We start from the raw sequence: 20,968 nt of genomic DNA, 5'->3' as shown, positions 1-20,968 counted from the left end.
CCACCTGGGGTATATGATGGGGATTGTAACCGAACTACGGGCAGGAGGTCATCCGTATAAATGTATATTGTTTTGCTCGTTCTTGCGCTCATTCTCACGAAAACCGGCTATACACGTTACGTTCCCGTTCGCGGTACCGTGCGGGCGGATTTAAGAAAAGATGTGATTGAAAATAAAGTGGTGGTCGATGTGAGGGATTACCAGCATGCCGGAAGCGGTACCGGGGATGCCATTGTGATTCCGACGGCTTATTTAAAGCGGTTTTCCGGCGAAATTCCAAAAGGCAGTCTTCACCTCATTGCTTCCAGCCGGCTTGAAGCCAATTTCAGCATCCGTTTATTACGCAGAAAAGGATTTCATATTCATTCTTATACTATCTTGGAACCGGGGAGGGAAAAAGGTGGAATACGATGCGCAAATCAAAAACCGTGTCAAAAGAATCGAAGGGCAATTGCGGGGAGTACTGCGGATGATGGAAGAAAAGGACAACTGCAAAGCGGTCATTGCCCAATTGTCTGCCGCCCGGACGGCAATTGACCGCACGATCGGCGTCATTGTCAGCACCAATCTGGTGGAATGTGTGAAAAATGCCGAACAAAACGGGGAAGACGCGGGAAGCCTTGTAAAAGAAGCGGTCAACCTGCTTGTGAAAAGCCGCTGACATCGGATTTTCCGCAAAATCATCGCTGGCAAGGCCTGCGCTTTTCGAAAAAGAGGGGATTTTGTTTTACGAGGGAGGAATTTTGATGAAAGAAATTTCTGCGAAGGAAGTCGAGGAAAAACTGAACAAGGGTGAAAAACTCAATATTATCGATGTGCGCGAAACGGAGGAAGTGGCGGAAGGGAAAATTCCGGGCGCGCTGCATATTCCGCTCGGTTTGCTGGGATTCCGCCTAGAGGATCTTGACCGTTCCAAAGACTATATTGTCGTTTGCCATTCCGGCGGGCGGAGCTATATGGCATGCCAGTTTCTCGAAAGCCAGGGTTTTGATGTCACAAACCTGGAAGGCGGCATGATGGCCTGGACCGGTGAAACGGAATGAAAAATTTTCCTCTTGATCTTGCGGTGCATAAAGCGTAGTATAAGAGTACAAGCTGCGTTGTACGTAATATTAATAAAGTTTTAACCTTTAAAATGTTATAGGGAGTTTAACATTATTGCGGGAATGCCGAGCCTTTTGCCGTTTGGCAGGGAGGATGGCAGGAACGCTTTTGCGGACACCCACTTTGAGGAGTGTGGTTCTAAAACTTTCTTAGTTTAATTACGGCAACTGCGGCACATACATAATCTGTTAAACCCCGTCCTTCTTAGAAGGGCGGGGTTTTCCCATTCAAGAACCGGATATTCCAAGCAAACCGGAGGCATTAGCTGAGCCTGTTATCCTTGCGCCCCGGATGCAGTGCCCGGTCCATTTTTTTCACGTTTATCTGCGCTCGGTATTACGGGGTGTATAATAAAACTAACAATGTTTTGACATGCAGGAGTGGGAAAACGTGAACCAAATGAAATACATTGAGCCTGCCGTGATGTTTATTACCATGATCGTCTATGTCGCTATAGCCGTACTGATTGGCATTGTGGCCGGAACCACGGTCGGTTTGTTTTTGAAATCTTTAAATTTTTTAAGCGGAAAAACAGGTGCGCTGCCCGTGCCTTATAAGATGCTGCTGCTTCCGGTCGGCGGCCTGTTGAATGGCCTGTTGCTGTATAAAATGAAACCAGGGGCGCTCTATATAAAGGAAGCCTGCCAAGTTTTCCGCCTATCTTGACATAGGAGTGTTCTGCACAGAGGAAGGGTACTATATATTTACGCACAGACGCCCTAAGAAAAGAAAGGCCGCTGAAATGCGCGTCTTCTTAACAGATTCTGCGTAAAAGAAGCGTGCCAAAATCGCGCCAATCTTAACGTTGGGCAGTTTTGCGTAAAAGAACTTCGCGGACCGGCTGATCTTTTGCAAGAAGCGTTCAAAAAACCGTTGAGGATCGTCTCAACGGTTTTTGCGGCAGCCTTCTCGCTTTACTCGGTTTCCCCGAGTCCGGTGACTTTGTTCATCACATTTTGAATGGTATCAGCCAGCCCTTTTTCCTCTTCGCTGCCGGTATTTTGCGACTGGACATTTCCTTCGAGCTGGTTATTGTACGAGTAAGTATTGGATTTGTAACTTTTTTCTTCTTCCATTTTTATCACCTCCCAAACATAGGGTGTGTTAATCGGAAGTTTTTTAACCAATTTATGGCTTAACCGGTTTTCTATCCAGCCTATTAAAAATGCGATATAGCGGAACATTTATTCACTAAGTACGTAGACAACGCCATATTGCCCTCATCGGCTCTGCTCCGAATCATTGTGCCAACTGCTTTTTATCCTTTTTTGGTGTGCTTTCATCATGGCATGGATCTTTTTGTCAATGACAAAGCAAATAAAAAAGAAGCGTAATGATACGCTTCAAAATGGAGGCTGCCTGAGTGGAGGGGGACTTTTTTCTCTCTAGTTTGCTGATTATGCTTAATATCCGGAGCCACCCATATAAAACGCTCCTACAATAATAAGCAGGATAAAGAGAACGACAATCAGGGCAAAAGATGTGCCCGTGCTGTAACCACCATCTGTCATTGACTTTCACCTCCTTTCCTTAAGATATCTTGTATTTAAAATATGATGTTTCGAAGAAAGGTGTAAAGGACAAACGTGAAAGGGATGAAGAAAAGGCGAAGTGGCTTTGCTGGCACTACCAAAAATGCCGGCATGGAAAAGGACGATTGTGATAGACCACTTCATTTTTTCTGATCGGTTTCAACATATGCCTAGGAACTGTAACGACATTTGTACGGTTCACTTCCACGAGTGGATGGATGATGGGTTGGAAACGCGGGACAAAACAATTGTGAATTATGTATCTTGGGGTAGCAATTATTGGTCTGCAATACAATTGACACACCTCCTCATCGTAAATTCTCTACATTAAATGAATGAATCACTGGATTGGAATGGACAAACATCTTAATGAAAAAGAAATATACGTTTATGGATGGATGGAAGGACAGAGACAGGGGGCATTCCATCCGGACAAGCAGCAAGAAGTTAATACGCATAAAGCATGAAGGAATGATGGGCCATAATGGGTGAAGAAAAAAGTGGCTTTTTATCCCCACTGGAATTTTAATCAAAGGGGCATTCAGTTTTAATGCTGAATTGTTGACGGAATGCGTAAACAACGGGCAAATCACCCCGGCTGAAAACGAAAAAAACCTTGATGCATCCGCGATACATCAAGGTTTTTAGTAGTCGGGAAGACAGGATTTGAACCTGCGACCCCTACGTCCCGAACGTAGTGCTCTACCAAGCTGAGCTACTTCCCGATTATTTTATTTTTGCTTGCCAGCTCCTTAGCTCTTGCTGACAAATATTATTCTACGACAATAAATTTCGTTTGTCAAAGCCTTTTTTTATTTTTTTTAAAGAAATTTTTTCCGGCTTGGTTTCGGGCCGGCAGCCATTCCTTTTTCAACTGGAAAATAAGAAGGTTTTGCCGCTTGGGAAAAGCTTAAAGGTTTTTTTAGGGGGAATATCATCGGGAATCACCGCCGCCGGTATGATGTCGATTCCCGTATTTTCCAGCGAAGCCAACATTGTTTCTTCATTCGGCATTTCTTTATGTTTGATGGCGCGGTCCAGTAAAATTCATGCAGCTAACGCCGGGCAATCCGGAAACTGAAAGGCCATAAAAAATCACGCATCGTGCTTTTAAAATGACCTTCATTTTCATCACCTTCAGCTTTATCATTCGCCATGAGTGGGTTGTGCTGCCTTTTACAAACAGGCAGGGGGAAAGGCGGGAGGGTTCAGGAATAAGGGAAGGTGCTTAAGTGGAACGTTTTTTCAAAAATTCTAAGGGAATAAAAACAAAAAAACGGCCATAGCAGGGATAAGCACGCTATTCGCGTTTCACTCTGTCGAAATTTGACTGCAGCAAGATGTAGAATAAAATGATCAAACAATTAAGATTTTGTAGAGTATGGTAAAATTGTGGATATTCGTGTATACTGAATCATATATGTTTGACAGTTTTTGCGGATGATGTCGGAAGATGGCAGCAAATGAAAAATACGGTGAGCCTTTGAGCAGGGGAGAGAGATATGCGCGGCAGGAAATTAAATTTCAAGGGAAAAGTTGTGTCGGCGCTCTTATTTACGTTGATTGTTGTTGTTTTGGCCGGACTCGTTGGCAAAGGGGAAAAGATGTCAGCGAAAGACAAAGGAAAAGATGCGCATGCTGTATCACTGCGCACTTTATCTTTTTCGCCTGCGCCAATGACAGTGTTTGCGGGTTCTCCTTTGTACAAATCGATGATCGGGCAACAGCGGCAGAAAAAAGAAGCGGAGAGACAGAAAGAAGTGGCGAAGCAAAACGAGAAAGATTTGAAAGAAAATGCCATTTACTTAACATTTGATGACGGCCCGTCGAGTGCGGCCAACCAGTTATTGGATCTGTTGGAAGCTTATCAGATGAAAGCGACCTTTTTCATGCTCGGGCCAAGAATAAAAGAGCATCCGGCAGTCGTAAAACGCATGTACAAAAATGGAAACGGGCTTGCCTTGCACGGGATCACACATAAAGCAAGAGCGATCTACAGCAATACATCCGCGCCATTACACGAAATGGCTGAGGATCAAAGAATATTGGAAAACGTCACGGGTGTAAAATCTTATATGGTACGCCTCCCGTATGGAAGTATTCCGTATTTAACAGATGAAATGCGCGATTTACTGGATAAAAATGGGTTCCATATTTGGGATTGGAATGTGGACAGCAGCGACTGGGAGTTAAAAGATGCACGGTATGTCCAGTATACGATTCAGCAAATCCGGCAAAAAAAACAGGCAGGGGAAACGCCGGTCATCCTTTTGCATGACAAACCGGAAACCGTTAAATATTTGCCGAAGTTACTAAAGTTTATCAAGAAGCAGGGCTATAAAACAAAAGTACTGACCAATAAAACGCCCGCGGTAACGTTTCCGTGTGAAGGCCGCTGTCATCCAATCCGTCATCCAGTTGAAACGGGGAGAAGATGAGGGTGAAAAGATTTATTGTATTCGGAATGATGTTGCCGGGGCTTCTTTTGCTTCTTGCCGGGTGCCATTCAGACAAAAAACAAGCGGACAGCATATACGAAGAATTAAAGAAATCCGCATCCTATGAAAAAGATTTTGTCGCGAACCAGGAGAAGCTGGACCAATATAAAGAAAAAGTGGCGTCCATTTATGCTGATTTAAACCAACTTGAACTGAATGACGAAAACCGCCCGGAAGTGAAGCGGAAATTAAAAACGGCGGACAGCTATACCGAAAAGCAGTGGAAAGAGCTGAGGAAATCCAAAAAGAATTTCCAAAAGGCATATGAACAATCGACATCCATAAAAGAAAATGTGGAAAAAATTAAAGACGGCGGGCAGCGGAAACAGGCGCAGAAGCTGCTTACCATCATGGATGAGCGCAAAAAATATATGAACACTTTTTTTGGTGATTATAAAAAACAATTGGCATTACAAGGCAAATTTTATAAAAATCTGGAGAAGTTCAGCCCGGACGAGTTAGATAATCAAATAAAAAAAATAAATGAATACAATGGGGAAATGGAACAAACGATTCGCCAATTCAACCAGGATACGAAACGGTATAACCGCGAAAAAGACAAGTATTTTAAAAAAGCAGGGCTTTATTAAATTGGGCGTTTTTTTAAAGAGGCCCGGGACCGGCATTATGCCGGTCCCGGGCTTCTTTTTTTGGGACAGGAAAACGGCTGGAAAATTGGGTGATACGATGAGATTGGCAACCCGGTCAGGCGTAATGCCATATTGCTCATACAGTGCCGTCATGCCTTGTGATGTATTTTTATCCGTGATCGTTTCCAGCAATTCCGTGTTAATGGTCGCCGGATAAATTGTCGCAGTCCGGATGTTGGTCCCTTCCTGTGCGGATTCCATGCGCAATACTTCCATTAAATCGCGTACCGCCCATTTCGTTGCGCCGTAAACTGCCCCGCCCGGGTAAGCTTTAAGCCCGGCTACGGAAGAAGTTGTAATGATATGCCCTGATTTTTGCGCGATAAACGTTGGCAATACTGCCGCAATCCCGTTTAAAACCCCTTTAATGTTAATGCCGATCATGCTGTTCCATTCGTCCGTTTTTAATGCGGAAAGCGGGGAATCCGGCATAATGCCGGCGTTCAGGAAAATCACAACTACACCGCCGAAAGCATCTTTGGCAAGCCGGACAAGCTCCCGGGAATCTTCCGGTTTGGTCACATCTGTTACCCGGTAAACCGCCTGGTCGCCATTCGATTTGATGAAACCCTATTCAGATGTATTTGAAAGCCATATTGAAAACAGCGTTGAGTCCTGGAGTAAGCCGTGAAACTACCGTATTCACGCAATATTTTTCTTGTGTAAACAGTAAAATGCACAATTTCTGCACAAATGCCGGGTATCTTTAAAAGAAAGGATAAGCGACAAGGGGGACGTAAGATCATGAAAAAAGTATTAGCAGGCATTTTTTCTCTCGCAATTCTCTTTTCTTTAGGGGCATGCGGCAACAGTGAAACAAAATCTGCGGATAGCAAAAGCGCGGATTCCCATTCACACATGGAAATGAATCATTCCGGCTCGAGCGAAGTACCAAAAGGAATGAAAAAAGAAAGTAACCCAAAATATAAAACAGGCAGCCAGGTTGTCATCCACGCTGACCATATGGAAGGGATGAATGGCGCGAAAGCAACTGTAAAAGCTGCATACGCCACAACCGTTTATGCGGTGAATTATAAGCCCGTAACAGGCGGAGCCGAAGTAAAAAACCATAAATGGGTTGTTCAGGAAGAAATTAAAGGGGCGGGGAATAAAGCGTTAAAGCCAGGAACAAAAGTGACATTGGAAGCAAATCATATGGAAGGCATGAAAGGGGCATCTGCTGAAATTGTTTCGTCAAAGAAAACAACAGTCTATATGGTGGATTACACGCCGGCGAATGGCGGAGAAAAGGTAACCAATCATAAATGGGTAACAGAAGATGAACTTTCCGCCAAGTAATTTTAAATAGGATTAAAAGGGGCTCTTCAGGCAGCCCCTTTTTTGCCGTGTTCAACGTTAAATTTCATTTTTCACCATACCCACTTATATCCAACGCCCCAAACCGTCTGCAAATGGCTGTCAACCGGGAATCCCGCATTTCTTAATTTATCCCGTACATTGCGGATATGAGAGTCAATGGTCCGGTCTTCTGTTTCCACTTCATATCCCCAGATAGAAGTTAATAATTGCTCGCGGGAGAAAACCTGATTCGGATGCTGCAGAAACAGCCCAAGCATCGCAAACTCTTTCGGTGTCACGCTGACAGGCTGATTCTGGCAGAATACTTGAAAAGATACCGGATCCCATTTTAATCCGTTTTTTTCAATGGTTTCATTCTGATTTTGGTTGGAACGCCGTAAGACTGCATCAATTCTGGCGAGAAGTTCTTTTTCGTCAAAAGGTTTGGATATATAATCATCAGCACCGATTTTCAGCCCTTTGACAACATCCGGTTTATCTGTACGCGCCGTTAGCATGATCACCGGCACCTGGCTCATTTTCCGGATCTGTCTGCAAACTTCCCAGCCGTCCGTTTCTGGCATCATGATATCCAGAAGAATAAGATCGTAAGTTTCCTCCTGAATATACCTGATTGCCTCCGGTCCCCGTGTTACCTTGTCGCAGGCATATCCTGCCGGTTCCAAATACAACGCAAGCAAATCCAGCATCCTTTCTTCATCATCTACGAGCAGCAGCTTCTTCAATGATATCTCCTCCTTGAAACCGGATTTCCATAGTGGTCCCAATACCTTCCCGGCTGTCAGCGTGAATATGCCAATTGTGAGCCTCTACAATTTCTTTTACAATCGCAAGGCCTAACCCCGTACCGCCGAAAGACCTTGATCTGGACTTATCAACCCGGTAAAATCTTTCAAAAATATAGGGAAGATCCTCTTCGGGTATCCCTTTTCCATGATCCTGCACAATGAGTTTCCATGCTCCATCTGCTTTTTTTACGGTAAGAAAGATATTCGTATGTGGCTCTGAATATTTATAAGCGTTATCCAGCAGGTTGATGACGACTTGTTCAAAACGGACCGGGTCTGCAATCAGCAGGATGGAAGGATGACACTTCACTGTCAGGATGATCCTTTTGTTTTGGAAAGCCGGGCTTAATTTATGTTCAATTTGCTTTAGCATTTGAAACAGCGGGAAGTTTTGCTTTTGGATTTGAAATGAATTCCGGTCCATTTTCGCCAAATCAAACAGATTTTGAATCATATCTGACAATTTCGCGGCTTCTTCATAAATAATATTTAAATAGGTTTCGTTATCCGCACAGTTGTTTTTCCGCGCAATATCTGCATAACCTTTGATGTAAGTTAATGGCGTGCGGAGTTCATGAGAAATGGAAGCCAAAAATTCGCTTCTTTCCTCGCGAAGATGGTTCCACTCGCGGGCCAACGTGCGGATCGATTCAGCAAGCTGTCCGAGTTCATCTTTACTGTAAACCGGGATTTCAACAGATAAGTCACCTTTCGCAATTTTCTTTGTCGCTACTTTCATATTAATCAGCGGCCTCGCCAGAATGCGGGATAAAAGGATGATCAAAATCAGCGTAATGCCGAATGCGAGAAGGCCGGCGATCCAGAAGTGGTGGTTCATTTGTGAGATCAGCTGCTGAACTTGTTTTGTATCCTTAAACATGTAGACATAGCCGTTTTTAAACGGGCTGACGGATGCAATGTACTTTTCATCTTCCCAATGCTTTTCTATGATTTTTCCCTTGTGTGTGATTTTGCCAACGGGCTTTGAAATGATGTTTCGCATTCCCCGGTCGAGCGGGCGTGAAGCAATGATGGATTTTTTATTGCCATTTAATACAATCACGATGAGATCGGATTTGGATTCCATTACAGCAACACGGTGGATGGAATCCGGGTCATTGTATTGTTCCAGCACATCCCGGTGGCTGTTGCTTCTCACTAAAAGCGAATTGAATTCATCTTTTACACGCTCTTTGACTATATTTTGGTGCAAAAAGTAAATCACGAATCCTTCCAAATCAATCATAATCACAAAGAAAATCAAGCCAATTTTAAAAGAAATATGATTTAAATGCTTCAGCTTCGTCACCCCCGCCCGTTTGGAATTCTCTGCAAAAAATTAACTTGCTTTTGAGGATGTGTTGACCCGGACATAAGTTTGCCCGTCTTTTCCCGGTATGACAGTCACTCTTTCCCCAATATTATAGCACCGATAATATTTCATATTATGTGGCGTAATCACCTTCATCACGCTTTCATCCGCCAACTTGATTTTCGATTTACAGCGGCTCACGCCTTTGATGTCCGCAGTGCAGTCTGTATCCGTCAGTACTTTTCCGGTTGTTTTTGTGCCGAGCTTTCCGGATACTAAGTTGACAGCATAGAGATTATTTTTGCCGTTTTGCTGGACGTTGATTTTGGCTTCCACTTGTTTTTCGCTCAGCCCGGGGTCTTTGTTAGGGCTGGCATCTTTCCCCTGGCTGGTTTTGCTTTGGCAGCTTGCAAGAATGAGTATGCAACTCAAAATGGCTGCCAATCCTGCCAACCTTTTGCTCATGCTTTTCATCTCCTGTAACTTTATAATTTGCCGTCTGCAAAAAATGATCAAAGATAGTATAAATCATAAATTTGAAGAAAGTATGCATATTCGTGTGCTTTTATAAAAGATATAAGGGGTTGTGAACAAAGCGTGAAGAGGGGGCGTTCCTCGAAAATCTCCACATTTTCTGCACAGGAAAATTTTACGATTGATGCAAAGAAGGGGGAAGTACAAATGGAATGGTTAAATGCTTTGCTGTTTCTTGCATGCCCGCTCATGATGATCTTCATGATGTTAGGGGGACATGGCCATGGAGGCGGGCACGGAAAAAAAGCCCATCTGGAACATAGCCATGGGATGCATAAGAGGATTCAGAAGTTGGAAGAGGAAAATCAAAGATTGAAAAAAAGGCTGGATGCATTTGATAAATATGATCAGAAGAAAACATCATGAAGATAAAGTGGCAGGAGAAAAATGATCCTGCCTTTTTAGTTAAGCGAGGAATGCAGGAAATACAGCCATGACCATTGTCAAAAATGCGCCGAAGCATGCTTGCGCTGTGCGGAAGCTTGCCGGAAAATGGCCTGACACAAAGCCGGTTCCCTTATCAAAAAGGGAACCGGTTTTTGGCAAAATCAATAAAACGGGAATGATGTGTTTAAGTTTAAGCGAACGGAAGAAAATAAAAATTGGATCGCCGGTTTAAATCAAGGTAAAAACCAATTTTTCTCGTGGCGCTCCTAACATCATGAAATGGATGGCCGGCAGAAAACAATTCGATGTATTTGTTTTATATTTCTTGGTCTCCGGAACAATGCGGCAGGAAATTTAATATCAACATAAAAAAGCAAGGATCCCAGCCATAAACTGAAATCCTTGCTTTTTGTGATGCGGATGAAGGGACTTGAACCCATACGGTGTTTCCACCACTAGAACCTGAATCTAGCGCGTCTGCCGATTCCGCCACATCCGCATTGTTTTGTTTTTGTTTTTGTTTTTGTTCGCCTCATCAGCGACAAATTTATTATATAATGCCCGGTAGAAAAAAGCAATACCTTTTTTAAAATTTTTTTGGATCCCTGGAAAGCTTGTTAAAAAAGGAGCCGTGCATGCACGGCTCCTTTTTGGGAAATAGTTTACGCAGCCATTTCAACGCTTTTTTGTCTGTCTCTTGTAAAAGCACTCACGGCAAAGGTTACAATCAAGTTCAAAACCATGGCGATGATCCCGGTATTTAAGTCTTTGACTGCTTGCGGCATAAACGGCAACAGCGTCGCAACCGTCTGATTCGTGATCGTCACATAGGAAACGACAAGTTCGCCCGCAACAATTCCAGCAAATGCGCCTGCTTTTGAAATCGGGTTATTTTTCATAAAGCTGAATACGATCGCCGGGAAAAATTGCGTAACCATGCTGTACCCCATCAACAGCAGGGCAACAATGGTTTGCCCGCCGTTAAATGTGAAGTAGAGGGCAATTAAAGATACGACCGGAACCAAATATTTGGCAACATTGGCCACTTGTGTTTCATTGGCGGTCGGTTTAAATACTTTAAACAAGTTTTTCGAAATCATTGTGGATGCGCTCATCAACAGCATCGACCCCGGTACCAGCGCACATAACAGACCGGCAGCGCCGATGACACCGACAAACCAGTGCGGGAAGCTTTCAATAGAAAGAACGAGCAGGGCATTGTCGGTTGCTGCTCCTTCAAGTGCCGGCTTTACAGTCAGAATCGCCGCAAAACCGGCAAAGAATACGAACAACAGGATCAACTGATACAGCGGAAAAATCACCGCATTGCGGCGGAACGTTTTTTCATTTTTCGCTGTAAAGGAGGCGGCAAAAGAATGCGGCCACGTGTAAAAACCGAGTGCCGTCAGCAAAACGGTCGAAATGAACCAATATACACTCATCCCTTGGTGCGGGAGCGCAAGAAAGCCGGGTTTTGCCTGGTCAATAGCATGAAACATATCTGAAAAGCCGCCAAAATAATGAACGGGGAGATAAATGCCGAGAAAAACGACGACGGCCAAAACCAATGCATCTTTCATGACGGATGTCCAGGCTGTTCCGTGTACGCCTGAAATCGTGGTGTAAATGGTTACCGCAATCACGCCGATCCAGATGGCGACGCCGGAAGAAATCGAGCCGTAAGAAGTAATGCTGACGATACTGCCGAGCCCTTTTAACTGCAAAACAAGGTACGGGATCATGGCAATGATGCCGATAATCGAAACAAGGACACCGAGTGCGGGACTATTGTATTTTTTCGCGAAAAAGTCGGATTGGGACAACAGCTTATGTTCTTTTGCATAACGCCAAATGGCCGGAAGCAGCCAATAGGAAAGAACATAAGCCAATGAGCCGTACCAGAGTATATAAAGCGTCGGCCCCCCTTTGCCGTAAGCCCATCCGCTGCCGCCGAGAAAAGTGAAAGTCGTGTAAATTTCACCGGCGCTTAGCAAGAATACAAACAATGTTCCAAAACTTCTGCCGCCGGTTGCCCACTGTTCAAGGTTCATTTGCTTGCCCCGGCGCGCCCGGATGCCGAGATAGAGTGACACCAGCAAAAAGATGAGGATAACAAGAAGTGCGCTGTTCATTCGGCATCCCCCCTTTGGTTTTTCGGATCGGTTTTATAGATAATGAACATTACAACCGTCGATAAAACAACCCACAACACGGTCCAGAACATGATAAAAGGCATTCCGAGAATCATCGGATTGGTACGGTTTGCAAAAAACATGCCAATGATTAAAGCAAGAAATGGGAGTGATGCAAGGACGAATTTCATTTGAAAACCTCACTTTTTTTAGTGTAAAAGGCCAACCGGTGAAAAAGCGGCTGATCCTTTTCAGGCAGTTAACGTCAGGCTGGCGGCGACGAACGCTTTCACCCCGTAAGGCAATACATCCTCATCCACAGTAAAGCGGGCGTGATGGTGGGGATAAACGATGCCTTTGTCCGCATTTCCGGCTCCAATAAAAAAGAATGTGCCGGGTGCCTTTTGCTGGAATCCGGAAAAATCTTCCCCGCCCATGGTTGGAACGCCGTCTTGAATGGCATCTTCACCAAACGTCTCAACCAGTACTTCACGCAGCTTTGCCGTGACTTCCGGATCGTTAATAACGGGACGATAACCTTTCACGTATTGAAAATCATAAGTCGCCCCGTGCGCTTCTGTTACGCCTTTCACGACGCGTTCCATCAGCCGGATCACTTCTTCCTGCAACGCCGGCTTAAACGTCCGGACGGTGCCGCTGATGAAAACCGAACCGGGAATGACGTTATGCGCAGTACCGGCTATAAACTGGGTCACGGAAAGAACAACGGGATCTAAGGGATCAATATTTCTTGAAACAATATGTTGAAGGTTTGTTACAACTTGTGCGCCAATTGCAATGCTGTCTATTGCTAAATGCGGCTGTGCCCCGTGTCCGCCTTTTCCGTTAATCGTGATATAGAAAGCATCTGGTGCCGCCATCATCGGTCCTGACACCAACTCGATTTTTCCAGCTTCAAGCGGTGACCATAAATGAGCGCCAATCACCTGGTCCACGCCGTCCATGACACCGGCTTGGACCATTTCTTCGGCACCGCCTGGCAATTGTTCTTCGGCATGTTGAAACAGAAAACGGATTTCACCGGCGATTTGGTCTTTTAAGCCGGCCAGAATTTTCGCGGCCCCAAGCAGCATCGCGGTATGCCCGTCATGACCGCAAGCATGCATCACACCGTCATGCTTTGAGACGAAATCAAATGCATTTTCTTCTTGAATGGGGAGCGCGTCCATATCGGCGCGAATGGCTAAAACACGGCCGGGCTTTGCTCCTTTCAGCCGGGCTACCACACTCGTTTTTGTCGGGCGGGACAACGCCAAACCCCCGAAAGACGCAAGCGTATCGTAAATAAATTGCGATGTTTCGACTTCCTGGAAAGAAAGCTCCGGGTTTTGGTGCAAATGCCTCCGCCAATGGATTACATCTTCCCTGACTTGTTCGACCAATGCATCGATTTTTTCAACTTCCAAAGATAATGCCATATCAGAATCCCTTTCTTATCCTATATTTCTATTTTCTTTATCTATTTAAAGAATTTAGAGTATTATAACATCACACAGTCTTATATTGCAATAACAAGTTGGTTTCATGTTTAGCTTTTTTCCAAGAAAGTATAAAATGAACGGAATATTTTGGCTCTGTTGCCTGCTGCAAAAAATAGTCACCGCGCAAATAGAAGTTTGGTTTTGGAAAGATTACGTACAATGCATGTCTTCTAATAACCATTGGTTCCATCAGCGGGACTTCCCACTGATGGAAATTTCACTTATCTTGGCGCTCCCCCAGCTGCATGAGGGCGCCAAAATATTGGGATGCTGTTGTAAAGCAAATAAAAGCAATCAGCTCACTTATTTCCGCATCTGTTAAATACTCCTTCAAAACCGCTGTTACATTTGGAGAGGTTTGCCCTTTGCCCGCAAGAAAAGCTTCTGCAAATCCGGTACATACCGCTGTTTTTTCATCATAATCAACGGGGTTCGGTTTGCCTTTTGCTTTACAATACAGGCAGCCATTTTTTTGTGCAAGTGTACGCCGGACTTCTTCTTTTAACTTCGCTGGCAACCGGCCATCCTTTTCAAATTCATGGCTGAGTTTGTTCCAGTATTTCAGAATGGACGCGTTATATCCCAGCAATTGTTGAAAAGGCGTATTCCCTCTTTCATGTAATGGTATCAGTGTCATGCTCATCCCTCCCAAAAATAGTGTAAAATAAAGCATGCAGCTTTTACATATCGATTAAAAGGTATTTGATTGATTTGAATTTAAAAATGGAAAGGAATTTCAAGAAATGGATTTCATTGATGAACAAATCATACATGAATTGAAAGAAGACAGCCGCTTATCAATGAGCGAGCTCAGCAGGCGTGTTCATCTATCTGCCCCGGCTGTGAGAGAACGGGTACGGCAATTAGAAGAACAGGACATCATTAAACGCTATACAATTGAACTGAACCAAAAAAAGCTGGGATATCCCATTGAAGCCATCATTGAAGCGACAATTAAAAATAATCGTTACGAGGATTTTAAAAAGCAAATATGCCAGTACTCGAATGTCGATTTTTGTTATCGTATTGCTGGCGAGGCATGCTTTATGTTAAAAGCCCGCTTCCACTCATTTGAAGACGCAGAGCAATTCATTGATGAATTGCAGTTATTTGCACATTCTAAAACGAACTTTATTTTTTCAAAAGTAATTTAGGCCTTACTGAACGAATCCGATTCTGCGTAAGCTCTAGAAGAATCCATCTTTAAAAATTCGATTTTGTTTTCTCTATAATTGAATCAGCTTCAAGTGCAAATTTTATAACACCCTTGCATTTAAATTTTTGCCAAGGCTGTCAGCATCCTTGCAGTGTTTTGTCTTAAAAGGACATTTCGGGTTCGGATGCCGCGTGTTTTGTCCTTTTGGCATGTTCAAAAAGACATTTCGAGCTCGGATGCAACGTGTTTTGTCTTTTTGACAGGTTCAAAAAGACATTTCGGGTTCGGATGCAACGTGTTTTGTCTTTTTGGCAGGTTCAAAAGGACATTTCGAGCCTAGGTGCGGCTTGTTTTGTCCTTTTGGCAGGTTCAAAAAGACATTTCGGGCCCGGATGCCGCGTGTTTTGTCCTTTTGGCATGTTCAAAAAGACATTTCGAGCTCGGATGCAACGTGTTTTGTCTTTTTGGCAGGTTCAAAAGGACATTTCGAGCCTAGGTGCGGCTTGTTTTGTCCTTTTGACAGGTTCAAAAAGACATTTCGAGCTCGGATGCAACGTGTTTTGTCTTTTTGGCAGGTTCAAAAGGACATTTCGAGCCTAGGTGCGGCTTGTTTTGTCCTTTTGGCAGGTTCAAAAAGACATTTCGGGCCCGGATGCAGCGTGTTTTGTCTTTTTGGCCGGTTCAAAAGGACATTTCGAGCCTAGGTGCGGCTTGTTTTGAGTCTACGTTAAGGAAGCACGCAAAAACGAAGACCTTCCTTCACATAGGGTACGTCTACGTTAAGGAAGCGCGGAAAAAAGGCGGCCTTCCTTAACATAGAGCCCGTCTATGTTAAGAAAACGCGGAAAAACGAAGACCTTTCTTCACATAGGGCGCGTTTCGAGTGCAAGCTTTTCCCTGCATTTTTAAAAAACTTGCATTAAATTGATGCCAAAGCTGTCAGCATCCTTGCCAAATTTAGGAATTTGGCTTATTCAGCAAGTTCCAATTTAAAACAAGATCGCTTATTTGAAAAGGTGATCAACATTTCCGTATGTGTCAAGTTTTTCTCGACAAGGTTTAAATATCGGGTATTCCAAGACACTCTTTTTGTACACTTTCGGCTACCGTGCTTTACTTGCTCGGTGTAATTTTCGGAAAAGATGTAATATTTCCGTATAAAGATGGATAACGGGGATGTTGAGGCGCGCGAAATTCACTCGCTTTCCGCGGGCGGCCGGCGAGCCTCCTCGCTCGTACCTCGCTGCGGGGTCTCTCCTGGCTCGCTTTTCCCGCAGGAGTCTCGTAAATTTCGCGCGCCTCAACGATCAGTCCCCACTGAGCCAAGCTTAAAACGAAAGCTCTAATATTTTGCTTAAATGTCCCATTGCCGATGAACGGCTTGAATGCAGGGCAACTGATCCGTGCTTTACGCCCACTGACGGGCGTACAGGCTGCTTGAATAGTTGAGACATCCTGATGGATTGTTGCAAGCTCCGTTGCTTTCTCGCGCTTCTTGAACGGTGTTTCAGATAGGTTTCCTGCAATGTCCCGTTAAGCATGCCCTGTTTCACCTTTACCATGGCTTCGGCGCCAGCTTTACTCCAATGCATCCCCCTTTTCTTCATTCTGAATGAGATATGCCTTTGATTTGATTCCATTGCCCCCAGGCCTCTCGCACCTTCCGGTACGTTCTCTACCTTGTCCCTCCAGTCAAAAATGCGGTCCCAGTTTTTTAGGATGTACGAACGAAACTCCTTGACTTTCTTAAGGCTCTTTTCATCCGTCAATGTGCTTTCATGCGTATCCAAATATAACGTGAATTGGTCCAGGTCATGCGTTCTAATCGCTTTTCTAATTTGCTCTTTGATCTCGCTCTTTCCGCCCCCGAATGTCCTTACGATGGCTTGTGCAACGTGGTAGGTATCCAGCTGGTTGAGCACCGGAAATTCCGACTGTGAGAAAGCTGTTTGAAACCTTTCAGCTGTGTATCCCGCACCTCCATCACTATTTGTAATGACACGAGCTTTTTCTAGGGAATAGGTGTTGGCTGCTACAGCTTGGACTTCATCCCAAAATGTCTGGATGGATTTCGTCGTCATGATAACAACGGGATGGTGTAGAGAGACTCTTTTGCCATTGGTTTCCCATCCTTCATAGAGAATGGCGTGGTGGACTTCCAAACCCTGTTTCTTTTCTAGTCCCCGGACGAATATACCATCAGCTTCGGAAAACAGGTAATCTACCTTCTTTCCCTCAGGTAGTGAATCAGCTATTTCTAGCTCTTCTACAAGTGCCTTGTCGGCTTCAGCTTGCGTTTTCCCTACGTGTTTCACCATGTTCCCTACAGTTGTGTGACTAAGGCTCACTGCTGTCCATTCTTTTAAAATATCAGCTACCTCCCGATAGGTGTTCTCACTTGCCAACTCTGCCACCTTTAACTCCACTAACGGGCTGTATCGTTGGTATGGTAAAAGCCCTAACCATTCATCCAGAGGATAATGTGAATTCCCTTTCTGGTCATGCATTAGTGAACGTTTAAAGGTCACATTTCCAAATAAAAACTGAATGCTTCTGTTATCACTCCGGCAGTACTCCCAGCCATCCTCCAGCTTTTTTTGCTTAATTGTTTTATCTAACGTCTCAAATATTTCCCCAACCCATTGCGTAAAGGCATTCTGGATCAGAATTTTAACTTGTTCTTCAAATTCAATAAGACTTTTTGTATCCTTTAATAATCTAGCAATTATTGATATAATATCCATAGGAAGACCTCTTTCTAAATGTATTCGCCCACAAGCGTACATTTAAATGATAGAGCGTCTTCCCATTTTTTTCCACTCATCTGCCCTTCGAGTAAAATTTTACACATACAACATTTCCGGGCCATTTGACGTACGCTTCAGAAATAGGAGCATCTCTATTGACATAGTATACCGGGGAGAGGTATATTTTACATATACAAGGAGGCCAGGATATGGAGGAATTGGATATCATGATGGATGCCGCCCGGGATGAAGCTTCCGTTTGCCCCGCCCACAGTGAACGTAAAAGCCACCATTCGGAAAAAGTGAAAAAGAACCTGGTCAGCAGGTTGAACCGTATTGAAGGGCAGGTAAGAGGGGTAAAAGGCCTCATCGAAAAAGATACCTATTGCGATGATGTCATTACCCAAATCGCTGCCATCCAATCTGCCTTAAACAGCGTGTCGAAGATCCTGCTCGAGGGCCACTTGAAAAATTGTGTCTTGGAACGGATTCAAGAAGGGGACCTTGATGTGCTGGATGAATTTTTAGTAACCATACAAAAAACAATGCGAAAATAAAGGAGCGAATGGATCATGGAAAAAGTAACCTTAAATGTACAAGGCATGTCATGCGAACATTGTGTAAAAGCGGTTAAAGGAAGCGTCGGCGAATTGTCAGGCGTGAAAAATGTAGACGTTCATTTGGCAGAAGGAAAAGTGGATGTTGAATTCGATCCGAATAAAGTTACGCTTGATAAGGTAAAAGAAGCCATTGAAGACCAAGGCTATGAAGTAGCGTAAATCCGGACAAAACGGGCTGTGCTTTCGGGCACGCTCTCTTTTTTCAAAAAAATATACCTATAGAGGGTATAAAAGGCGTCAGGAGGAATGGATATGGCCGCATCACTACAGGAAAAAAAGGACGCCAGCGTCACGCTTGGCATTACCGGCATGACGTGTGCAGCTTGCGCCAACCGGATTGAAAAGAATTTATCAAAAGTGGAAGGCGTCAAAAAAGTAAGTGTGAACCTGGCAACAGAAAAAGCTGCCATTCAATACGATACGAAACAGGCGACCGTCGAAAATTTGATCGAAAAAGTGGAGAAAACGGGTTATGGCGTATTAGAAGAAAAAGCGCAGCTCAATATTATAGGCATGACATGTGCGGCATGCGCCAACCGCGTGGAGCGGGCGCTGAAAAAAACCCCCGGTGTTGTGAGTGCCGCCGTCAACCTGGCAACGGAAACGGCAAGTGTTACATACCTGCCGGGGCAGGCAAGCGCTGAACAAATGATTGCCGCTGTAAAAAAGGCCGGCTATGACGCAAAAGTAAAAGGCGAACTCGATCCGGACTATGAAAAGAAGATGCGTGAGAAAGCATATAAAAAGCAAAAAATAAAATTTGCAGTTGGTGCTGTTATCTCAGTCTTTTTCCTGTTGCAAATGATTTCGGATATCGCTATGCATTACGGCGGCAGTTTTTCATTCCATATGAACCCGTGGCTGCAGCTTTTGCTTGCTACAATCGTGCAAATCTTTGTCGGCGGCCATTACTACAGGGATGCTTACCATGCAATCCGGGGCGGGAGTGCCAATATGGCCGTTTTGGTTGTGCTTGGGACGTCTACGGCCTATTTATACAGCCTTGTCCTCACCATCCTCGGTTCCGGGCGCATGCTTTACTTTGAGGCATCCGCCATTGTGATGACGCTGATCGTTCTTGGCAAACTGATGGAAACGAGGGCAAAAGGCCAAACATCAGAAGCGATGAAAAAACTGATGGGCCTGCAGGCAAAAACGGCTCGAGTCAACCGGGGCGGAAAAGAAATTGAAGTACCGGTTGAAGAAGTCGTCCCCGGCGATATTCTTTTTGTCCGCGCCGGAGAAAAAATTCCGGTTGACGGCGTCATCACAGAAGGGGCTTCTTCTGTCGATGAGTCCATGCTGACCGGCGAAAGCATGCCTGTTTCAAAAAAAGCGGGCGATGCCGTCATCGGTGCGACATTGAATAAAACCGGTTCGTTCCGTTTTAAAGCCACAAAAGTCGGGAAAAATACGGCGCTCAGCCAGATCATTAAACTGGTGGAAGAGGCGCAAGGTTCAAAAGCGCCGATCCAGCATCTGGCAGACCAGATTTCGGGTATTTTTGTGCCGATCGTCATATTGATTGCACTGGCGACATTTGCGGTGACGTATTTTGCGGCCGGATTCACCCCGGCGATCATCAGCATGGTTGCTGTGCTCGTCATCGCCTGCCCTTGCGCCCTCGGGCTTGCTACCCCGACAGCTGTTATGGTCGGAACCGGCCTCGGTGCCGAAAACGGCGTGCTGATTAAGAGCGCCGAGCATTTGCAAAGCGCCCATCGCATTACGACTGTTGTACTCGATAAAACCGGCACGATTACAAAAGGAGAGCCGGAAGTAACGGATCTCATCCCATACGGCGGTTTTTCAGAGGAAGCACTGCTCGCCATTTCCGCTGCAGCCGAAAAAGGATCGGAACACCCGCTTGGTGCAGCCATTGTAAAAAAAGCGGCTGAAAAAGACCTGCAACTGCCGAATGTTGCGGAATTCGAAGCGGTACCAGGCCATGGCATCCGGGTTAAAATAGAGGATAGAGAAGTTTTGATCGGAAATAAAAAAATGATGCAGGATGCACGTATCCGGATTGATGATGTGATCAGCCAAATGGAAAGACTTGAGGAAGACGGCAAAACGGCCATGCTGGTTGCAATGGATGGCGCGCTTTCCGGGCTGATTGCCGTTGCTGACACGGTGAAAGAAACATCGGCAAAAGCCATTCGCATGTTGAAAGAAATGGGCATTGAAACGGTCATGATTACAGGCGATAACCGCCGCACTGCCGAAGCGATTGCCCGGCAGGTCGGCGTAGACCATGTGCTTGCGGAAGTGCTACCGGAAGATAAATCTAAAGAAGTTGAAAAATTAAAGCGTGCCGGCAACATCACCGCAATGGTCGGCGACGGGATCAATGATGCCCCAGCTCTTGCTGCAGCCGATGTCGGGATTGCGATTGGAACCGGGACGGATGTTGCGATGGAGGCCGCTGATATTACATTAATGCGCGGCGACCTGATGGGGATTGTCAACACAATCCGCTTGTCGAAGGCAACGATGCGGAAAATCCGCCAGAACCTGTTCTGGGCTTTTGCTTACAATGTGGTTCTGATCCCGGTGGCAGCATTCGGGCTGTTAAATCCGATCCTGGCCGGAGCTGCCATGGCCTTCAGTTCTGTGTCAGTTGTGGGCAATACCCTGTTCTTGCGCAAATGGCAGCCGGTATAAAACGACATATAGAAAATAAATA

At 44.9% G+C, this 20,968-nt stretch carries 22 protein-coding genes, 2 tRNA genes, 1 other RNA gene and 2 pseudogenes; 13 read left to right on the top strand and 14 right to left on the bottom strand.

Annotation, left to right across the window (positions count from 1 at the left end; genetic code table 11):
• The first annotated feature begins 400 nt into the window (after positions 1 to 400).
• The 4 genes from NSQ19_RS10645 to NSQ19_RS10630 all read left to right on the top strand — a co-directional run bounded on the left by NSQ19_RS10645 (position 401) and on the right by NSQ19_RS10630 (position 1,770).
• Positions 401 to 661: a metal-sensitive transcriptional regulator gene (locus NSQ19_RS10645; protein ID WP_029143019.1), complete on the top strand. Its 261-nt coding sequence runs from the start codon at positions 401 to 403 to the stop codon at positions 659 to 661.
• An 85-nt stretch (positions 662 to 746) separates the two neighbouring features.
• Complete coding sequence (locus NSQ19_RS10640; protein WP_029143018.1) at positions 747 to 1,043, top strand: rhodanese-like domain-containing protein; 297 nt, start codon at positions 747 to 749, stop codon at positions 1,041 to 1,043.
• Positions 1,044 to 1,089: 46 nt separating this feature from the next.
• A non-coding RNA gene (ssrS, locus tag NSQ19_RS10635) (6S RNA) lies at positions 1,090 to 1,284 on the top strand.
• A gap of 210 nt (positions 1,285 to 1,494) precedes the next feature.
• The gene (locus NSQ19_RS10630; protein ID WP_340702824.1) at positions 1,495 to 1,770 is read left to right on the top strand and encodes a hypothetical protein; all 276 of its coding nucleotides are present in this window, start codon (positions 1,495 to 1,497) and stop codon (positions 1,768 to 1,770) included.
• 248 nt (positions 1,771 to 2,018) lie between these two features.
• Here NSQ19_RS10630 and NSQ19_RS10625 read toward each other — a convergent pair whose 3' ends face one another.
• The 4 genes from NSQ19_RS10625 to NSQ19_RS10610 all read right to left on the bottom strand — a co-directional run bounded on the left by NSQ19_RS10625 (position 2,019) and on the right by NSQ19_RS10610 (position 3,629).
• Positions 2,019 to 2,180 carry a hypothetical protein gene (locus NSQ19_RS10625; protein ID WP_340702823.1) on the bottom strand — a complete coding sequence of 54 codons (162 nt, stop codon included), beginning with the start codon at positions 2,178 to 2,180 and terminating at the stop codon, positions 2,019 to 2,021.
• A gap of 327 nt (positions 2,181 to 2,507) precedes the next feature.
• Positions 2,508 to 2,615 (bottom strand): YjcZ family sporulation protein, encoded by a 108-nt coding sequence (locus NSQ19_RS10620; RefSeq protein ID WP_073193886.1) that lies wholly within the window; start codon positions 2,613 to 2,615, stop codon positions 2,508 to 2,510.
• Between the two features lie 672 nt (positions 2,616 to 3,287).
• A tRNA-Pro gene (locus NSQ19_RS10615) sits at positions 3,288 to 3,361 on the bottom strand.
• 145 nt (positions 3,362 to 3,506) lie between these two features.
• On the bottom strand, positions 3,507 to 3,629 hold the full coding sequence (locus NSQ19_RS10610) for a hypothetical protein (RefSeq protein ID WP_259299144.1): 123 nt from the start codon (positions 3,627 to 3,629) through the stop codon (positions 3,507 to 3,509).
• A 509-nt stretch (positions 3,630 to 4,138) separates the two neighbouring features.
• Here NSQ19_RS10610 and NSQ19_RS10605 point away from each other — a divergent pair.
• Positions 4,139 to 5,074 (top strand): polysaccharide deacetylase family protein, encoded by a 936-nt coding sequence (locus NSQ19_RS10605; protein WP_029143011.1) that lies wholly within the window; start codon positions 4,139 to 4,141, stop codon positions 5,072 to 5,074.
• Positions 5,071 to 5,724: a YkyA family protein gene (locus NSQ19_RS10600; RefSeq protein ID WP_029143012.1), complete on the top strand. Its 654-nt coding sequence runs from the start codon at positions 5,071 to 5,073 to the stop codon at positions 5,722 to 5,724. Before NSQ19_RS10605 ends, NSQ19_RS10600 begins: the two co-directional genes overlap by 4 nt.
• Positions 5,725 to 5,820: 96 nt before the next feature.
• On the opposite strand, the pseudogene NSQ19_RS10595 reads toward NSQ19_RS10600, so the two are convergent.
• A pseudogene (locus tag NSQ19_RS10595) lies at positions 5,821 to 6,318 on the bottom strand (SDR family oxidoreductase); the annotation flags it as partial.
• Positions 6,319 to 6,528: 210 nt separating this feature from the next.
• On the opposite strand from NSQ19_RS10595, the gene NSQ19_RS10590 reads away from it, so the two are divergent.
• Positions 6,529 to 7,083: a YdhK family protein gene (locus NSQ19_RS10590; RefSeq protein ID WP_013860065.1), complete on the top strand. Its 555-nt coding sequence runs from the start codon at positions 6,529 to 6,531 to the stop codon at positions 7,081 to 7,083.
• Positions 7,084 to 7,154: 71 nt separating this feature from the next.
• Here the strand turns inward: NSQ19_RS10590 and NSQ19_RS10585 are convergent, their stop codons facing one another.
• The 3 genes from NSQ19_RS10585 to NSQ19_RS10575 are packed head-to-tail and all read right to left on the bottom strand — an operon-like array spanning position 7,155 to position 9,669.
• The gene (locus NSQ19_RS10585; RefSeq protein WP_017554156.1) at positions 7,155 to 7,829 is read right to left on the bottom strand and encodes a response regulator transcription factor; all 675 of its coding nucleotides are present in this window, start codon (positions 7,827 to 7,829) and stop codon (positions 7,155 to 7,157) included.
• Positions 7,804 to 9,201: a sensor histidine kinase gene (locus tag NSQ19_RS10580; protein WP_029143013.1), complete on the bottom strand. Its 1,398-nt coding sequence runs from the start codon at positions 9,199 to 9,201 to the stop codon at positions 7,804 to 7,806. Before NSQ19_RS10580 ends, NSQ19_RS10585 begins: the two co-directional genes overlap by 26 nt.
• Positions 9,202 to 9,231: 30 nt before the next feature.
• Complete coding sequence (locus tag NSQ19_RS10575) at positions 9,232 to 9,669, bottom strand: hypothetical protein (RefSeq protein WP_118499309.1); 438 nt, start codon at positions 9,667 to 9,669, stop codon at positions 9,232 to 9,234.
• 216 nt (positions 9,670 to 9,885) lie between these two features.
• On the opposite strand from NSQ19_RS10575, the gene NSQ19_RS10570 reads away from it, so the two are divergent.
• Both NSQ19_RS10570 and NSQ19_RS10565 read left to right on the top strand, forming a co-directional pair.
• A complete protein-coding gene (locus NSQ19_RS10570; RefSeq protein ID WP_013860060.1) occupies positions 9,886 to 10,104 on the top strand; it encodes a DUF2933 domain-containing protein in 219 nt (72 codons plus the stop codon).
• A gap of 45 nt (positions 10,105 to 10,149) precedes the next feature.
• Positions 10,150 to 10,239 (top strand): annotated as a pseudogene (locus tag NSQ19_RS10565) (four-helix bundle copper-binding protein); the annotation flags it as partial.
• Positions 10,240 to 10,540: 301 nt separating this feature from the next.
• Here NSQ19_RS10565 and NSQ19_RS10560 read toward each other — a convergent pair.
• The 5 genes from NSQ19_RS10560 to NSQ19_RS10540 all read right to left on the bottom strand — a co-directional run bounded on the left by NSQ19_RS10560 (position 10,541) and on the right by NSQ19_RS10540 (position 14,396).
• Positions 10,541 to 10,624 (bottom strand) — tRNA-Leu (locus NSQ19_RS10560).
• A gap of 163 nt (positions 10,625 to 10,787) precedes the next feature.
• Positions 10,788 to 12,257, bottom strand: coding sequence for a sodium:solute symporter family protein (locus tag NSQ19_RS10555; protein WP_340702822.1), 1,470 nt, complete (start codon positions 12,255 to 12,257; stop codon positions 10,788 to 10,790).
• Positions 12,254 to 12,448: a DUF3311 domain-containing protein gene (locus tag NSQ19_RS10550; RefSeq protein WP_013860056.1), complete on the bottom strand. Its 195-nt coding sequence runs from the start codon at positions 12,446 to 12,448 to the stop codon at positions 12,254 to 12,256. The genes NSQ19_RS10555 and NSQ19_RS10550 overlap by 4 nt, the downstream gene beginning before the upstream one ends.
• Positions 12,449 to 12,508: 60 nt before the next feature.
• A complete protein-coding gene (locus NSQ19_RS10545; protein ID WP_017551014.1) occupies positions 12,509 to 13,696 on the bottom strand; it encodes a M20 family metallopeptidase in 1,188 nt (395 codons plus the stop codon).
• Between the two features lie 280 nt (positions 13,697 to 13,976).
• The gene (locus NSQ19_RS10540; RefSeq protein WP_019720161.1) at positions 13,977 to 14,396 is read right to left on the bottom strand and encodes a carboxymuconolactone decarboxylase family protein; all 420 of its coding nucleotides are present in this window, start codon (positions 14,394 to 14,396) and stop codon (positions 13,977 to 13,979) included.
• A 106-nt stretch (positions 14,397 to 14,502) separates the two neighbouring features.
• Between NSQ19_RS10540 and NSQ19_RS10535 the strand changes: the two genes are divergently transcribed.
• The gene (locus NSQ19_RS10535) at positions 14,503 to 14,913 is read left to right on the top strand and encodes an Lrp/AsnC family transcriptional regulator (protein ID WP_328013486.1); all 411 of its coding nucleotides are present in this window, start codon (positions 14,503 to 14,505) and stop codon (positions 14,911 to 14,913) included.
• 1,330 nt (positions 14,914 to 16,243) lie between these two features.
• Here NSQ19_RS10535 and NSQ19_RS10530 read toward each other — a convergent pair.
• Positions 16,244 to 17,659 carry an ISLre2 family transposase gene (locus tag NSQ19_RS10530; protein ID WP_340702407.1) on the bottom strand — a complete coding sequence of 472 codons (1,416 nt, stop codon included), beginning with the start codon at positions 17,657 to 17,659 and terminating at the stop codon, positions 16,244 to 16,246.
• 212 nt (positions 17,660 to 17,871) lie between these two features.
• On the opposite strand from NSQ19_RS10530, the gene NSQ19_RS10525 reads away from it, so the two are divergent.
• The 3 genes from NSQ19_RS10525 to NSQ19_RS10515 all read left to right on the top strand — a co-directional run bounded on the left by NSQ19_RS10525 (position 17,872) and on the right by NSQ19_RS10515 (position 20,946).
• The gene (locus tag NSQ19_RS10525) at positions 17,872 to 18,219 is read left to right on the top strand and encodes a metal-sensitive transcriptional regulator (RefSeq protein WP_014097625.1); all 348 of its coding nucleotides are present in this window, start codon (positions 17,872 to 17,874) and stop codon (positions 18,217 to 18,219) included.
• A gap of 15 nt (positions 18,220 to 18,234) precedes the next feature.
• Positions 18,235 to 18,441: a copper chaperone CopZ gene (copZ, locus tag NSQ19_RS10520; RefSeq protein ID WP_014097626.1), complete on the top strand. Its 207-nt coding sequence runs from the start codon at positions 18,235 to 18,237 to the stop codon at positions 18,439 to 18,441.
• Between the two features lie 93 nt (positions 18,442 to 18,534).
• The gene (locus tag NSQ19_RS10515) at positions 18,535 to 20,946 is read left to right on the top strand and encodes a heavy metal translocating P-type ATPase (protein ID WP_340702821.1); all 2,412 of its coding nucleotides are present in this window, start codon (positions 18,535 to 18,537) and stop codon (positions 20,944 to 20,946) included.
• Positions 20,947 to 20,968: the final 22 nt, after the last annotated feature.

It is taken from the genome of Weizmannia sp. FSL W8-1119 (assembly GCF_038008605.1).
Classification (GTDB): domain Bacteria; phylum Bacillota; class Bacilli; order Bacillales; family Bacillaceae_C; genus Weizmannia; species Weizmannia coagulans.
Note: the sequence above shows the minus strand (reverse complement) of the source record. Positions and strands in the feature narration are given on the sequence as shown.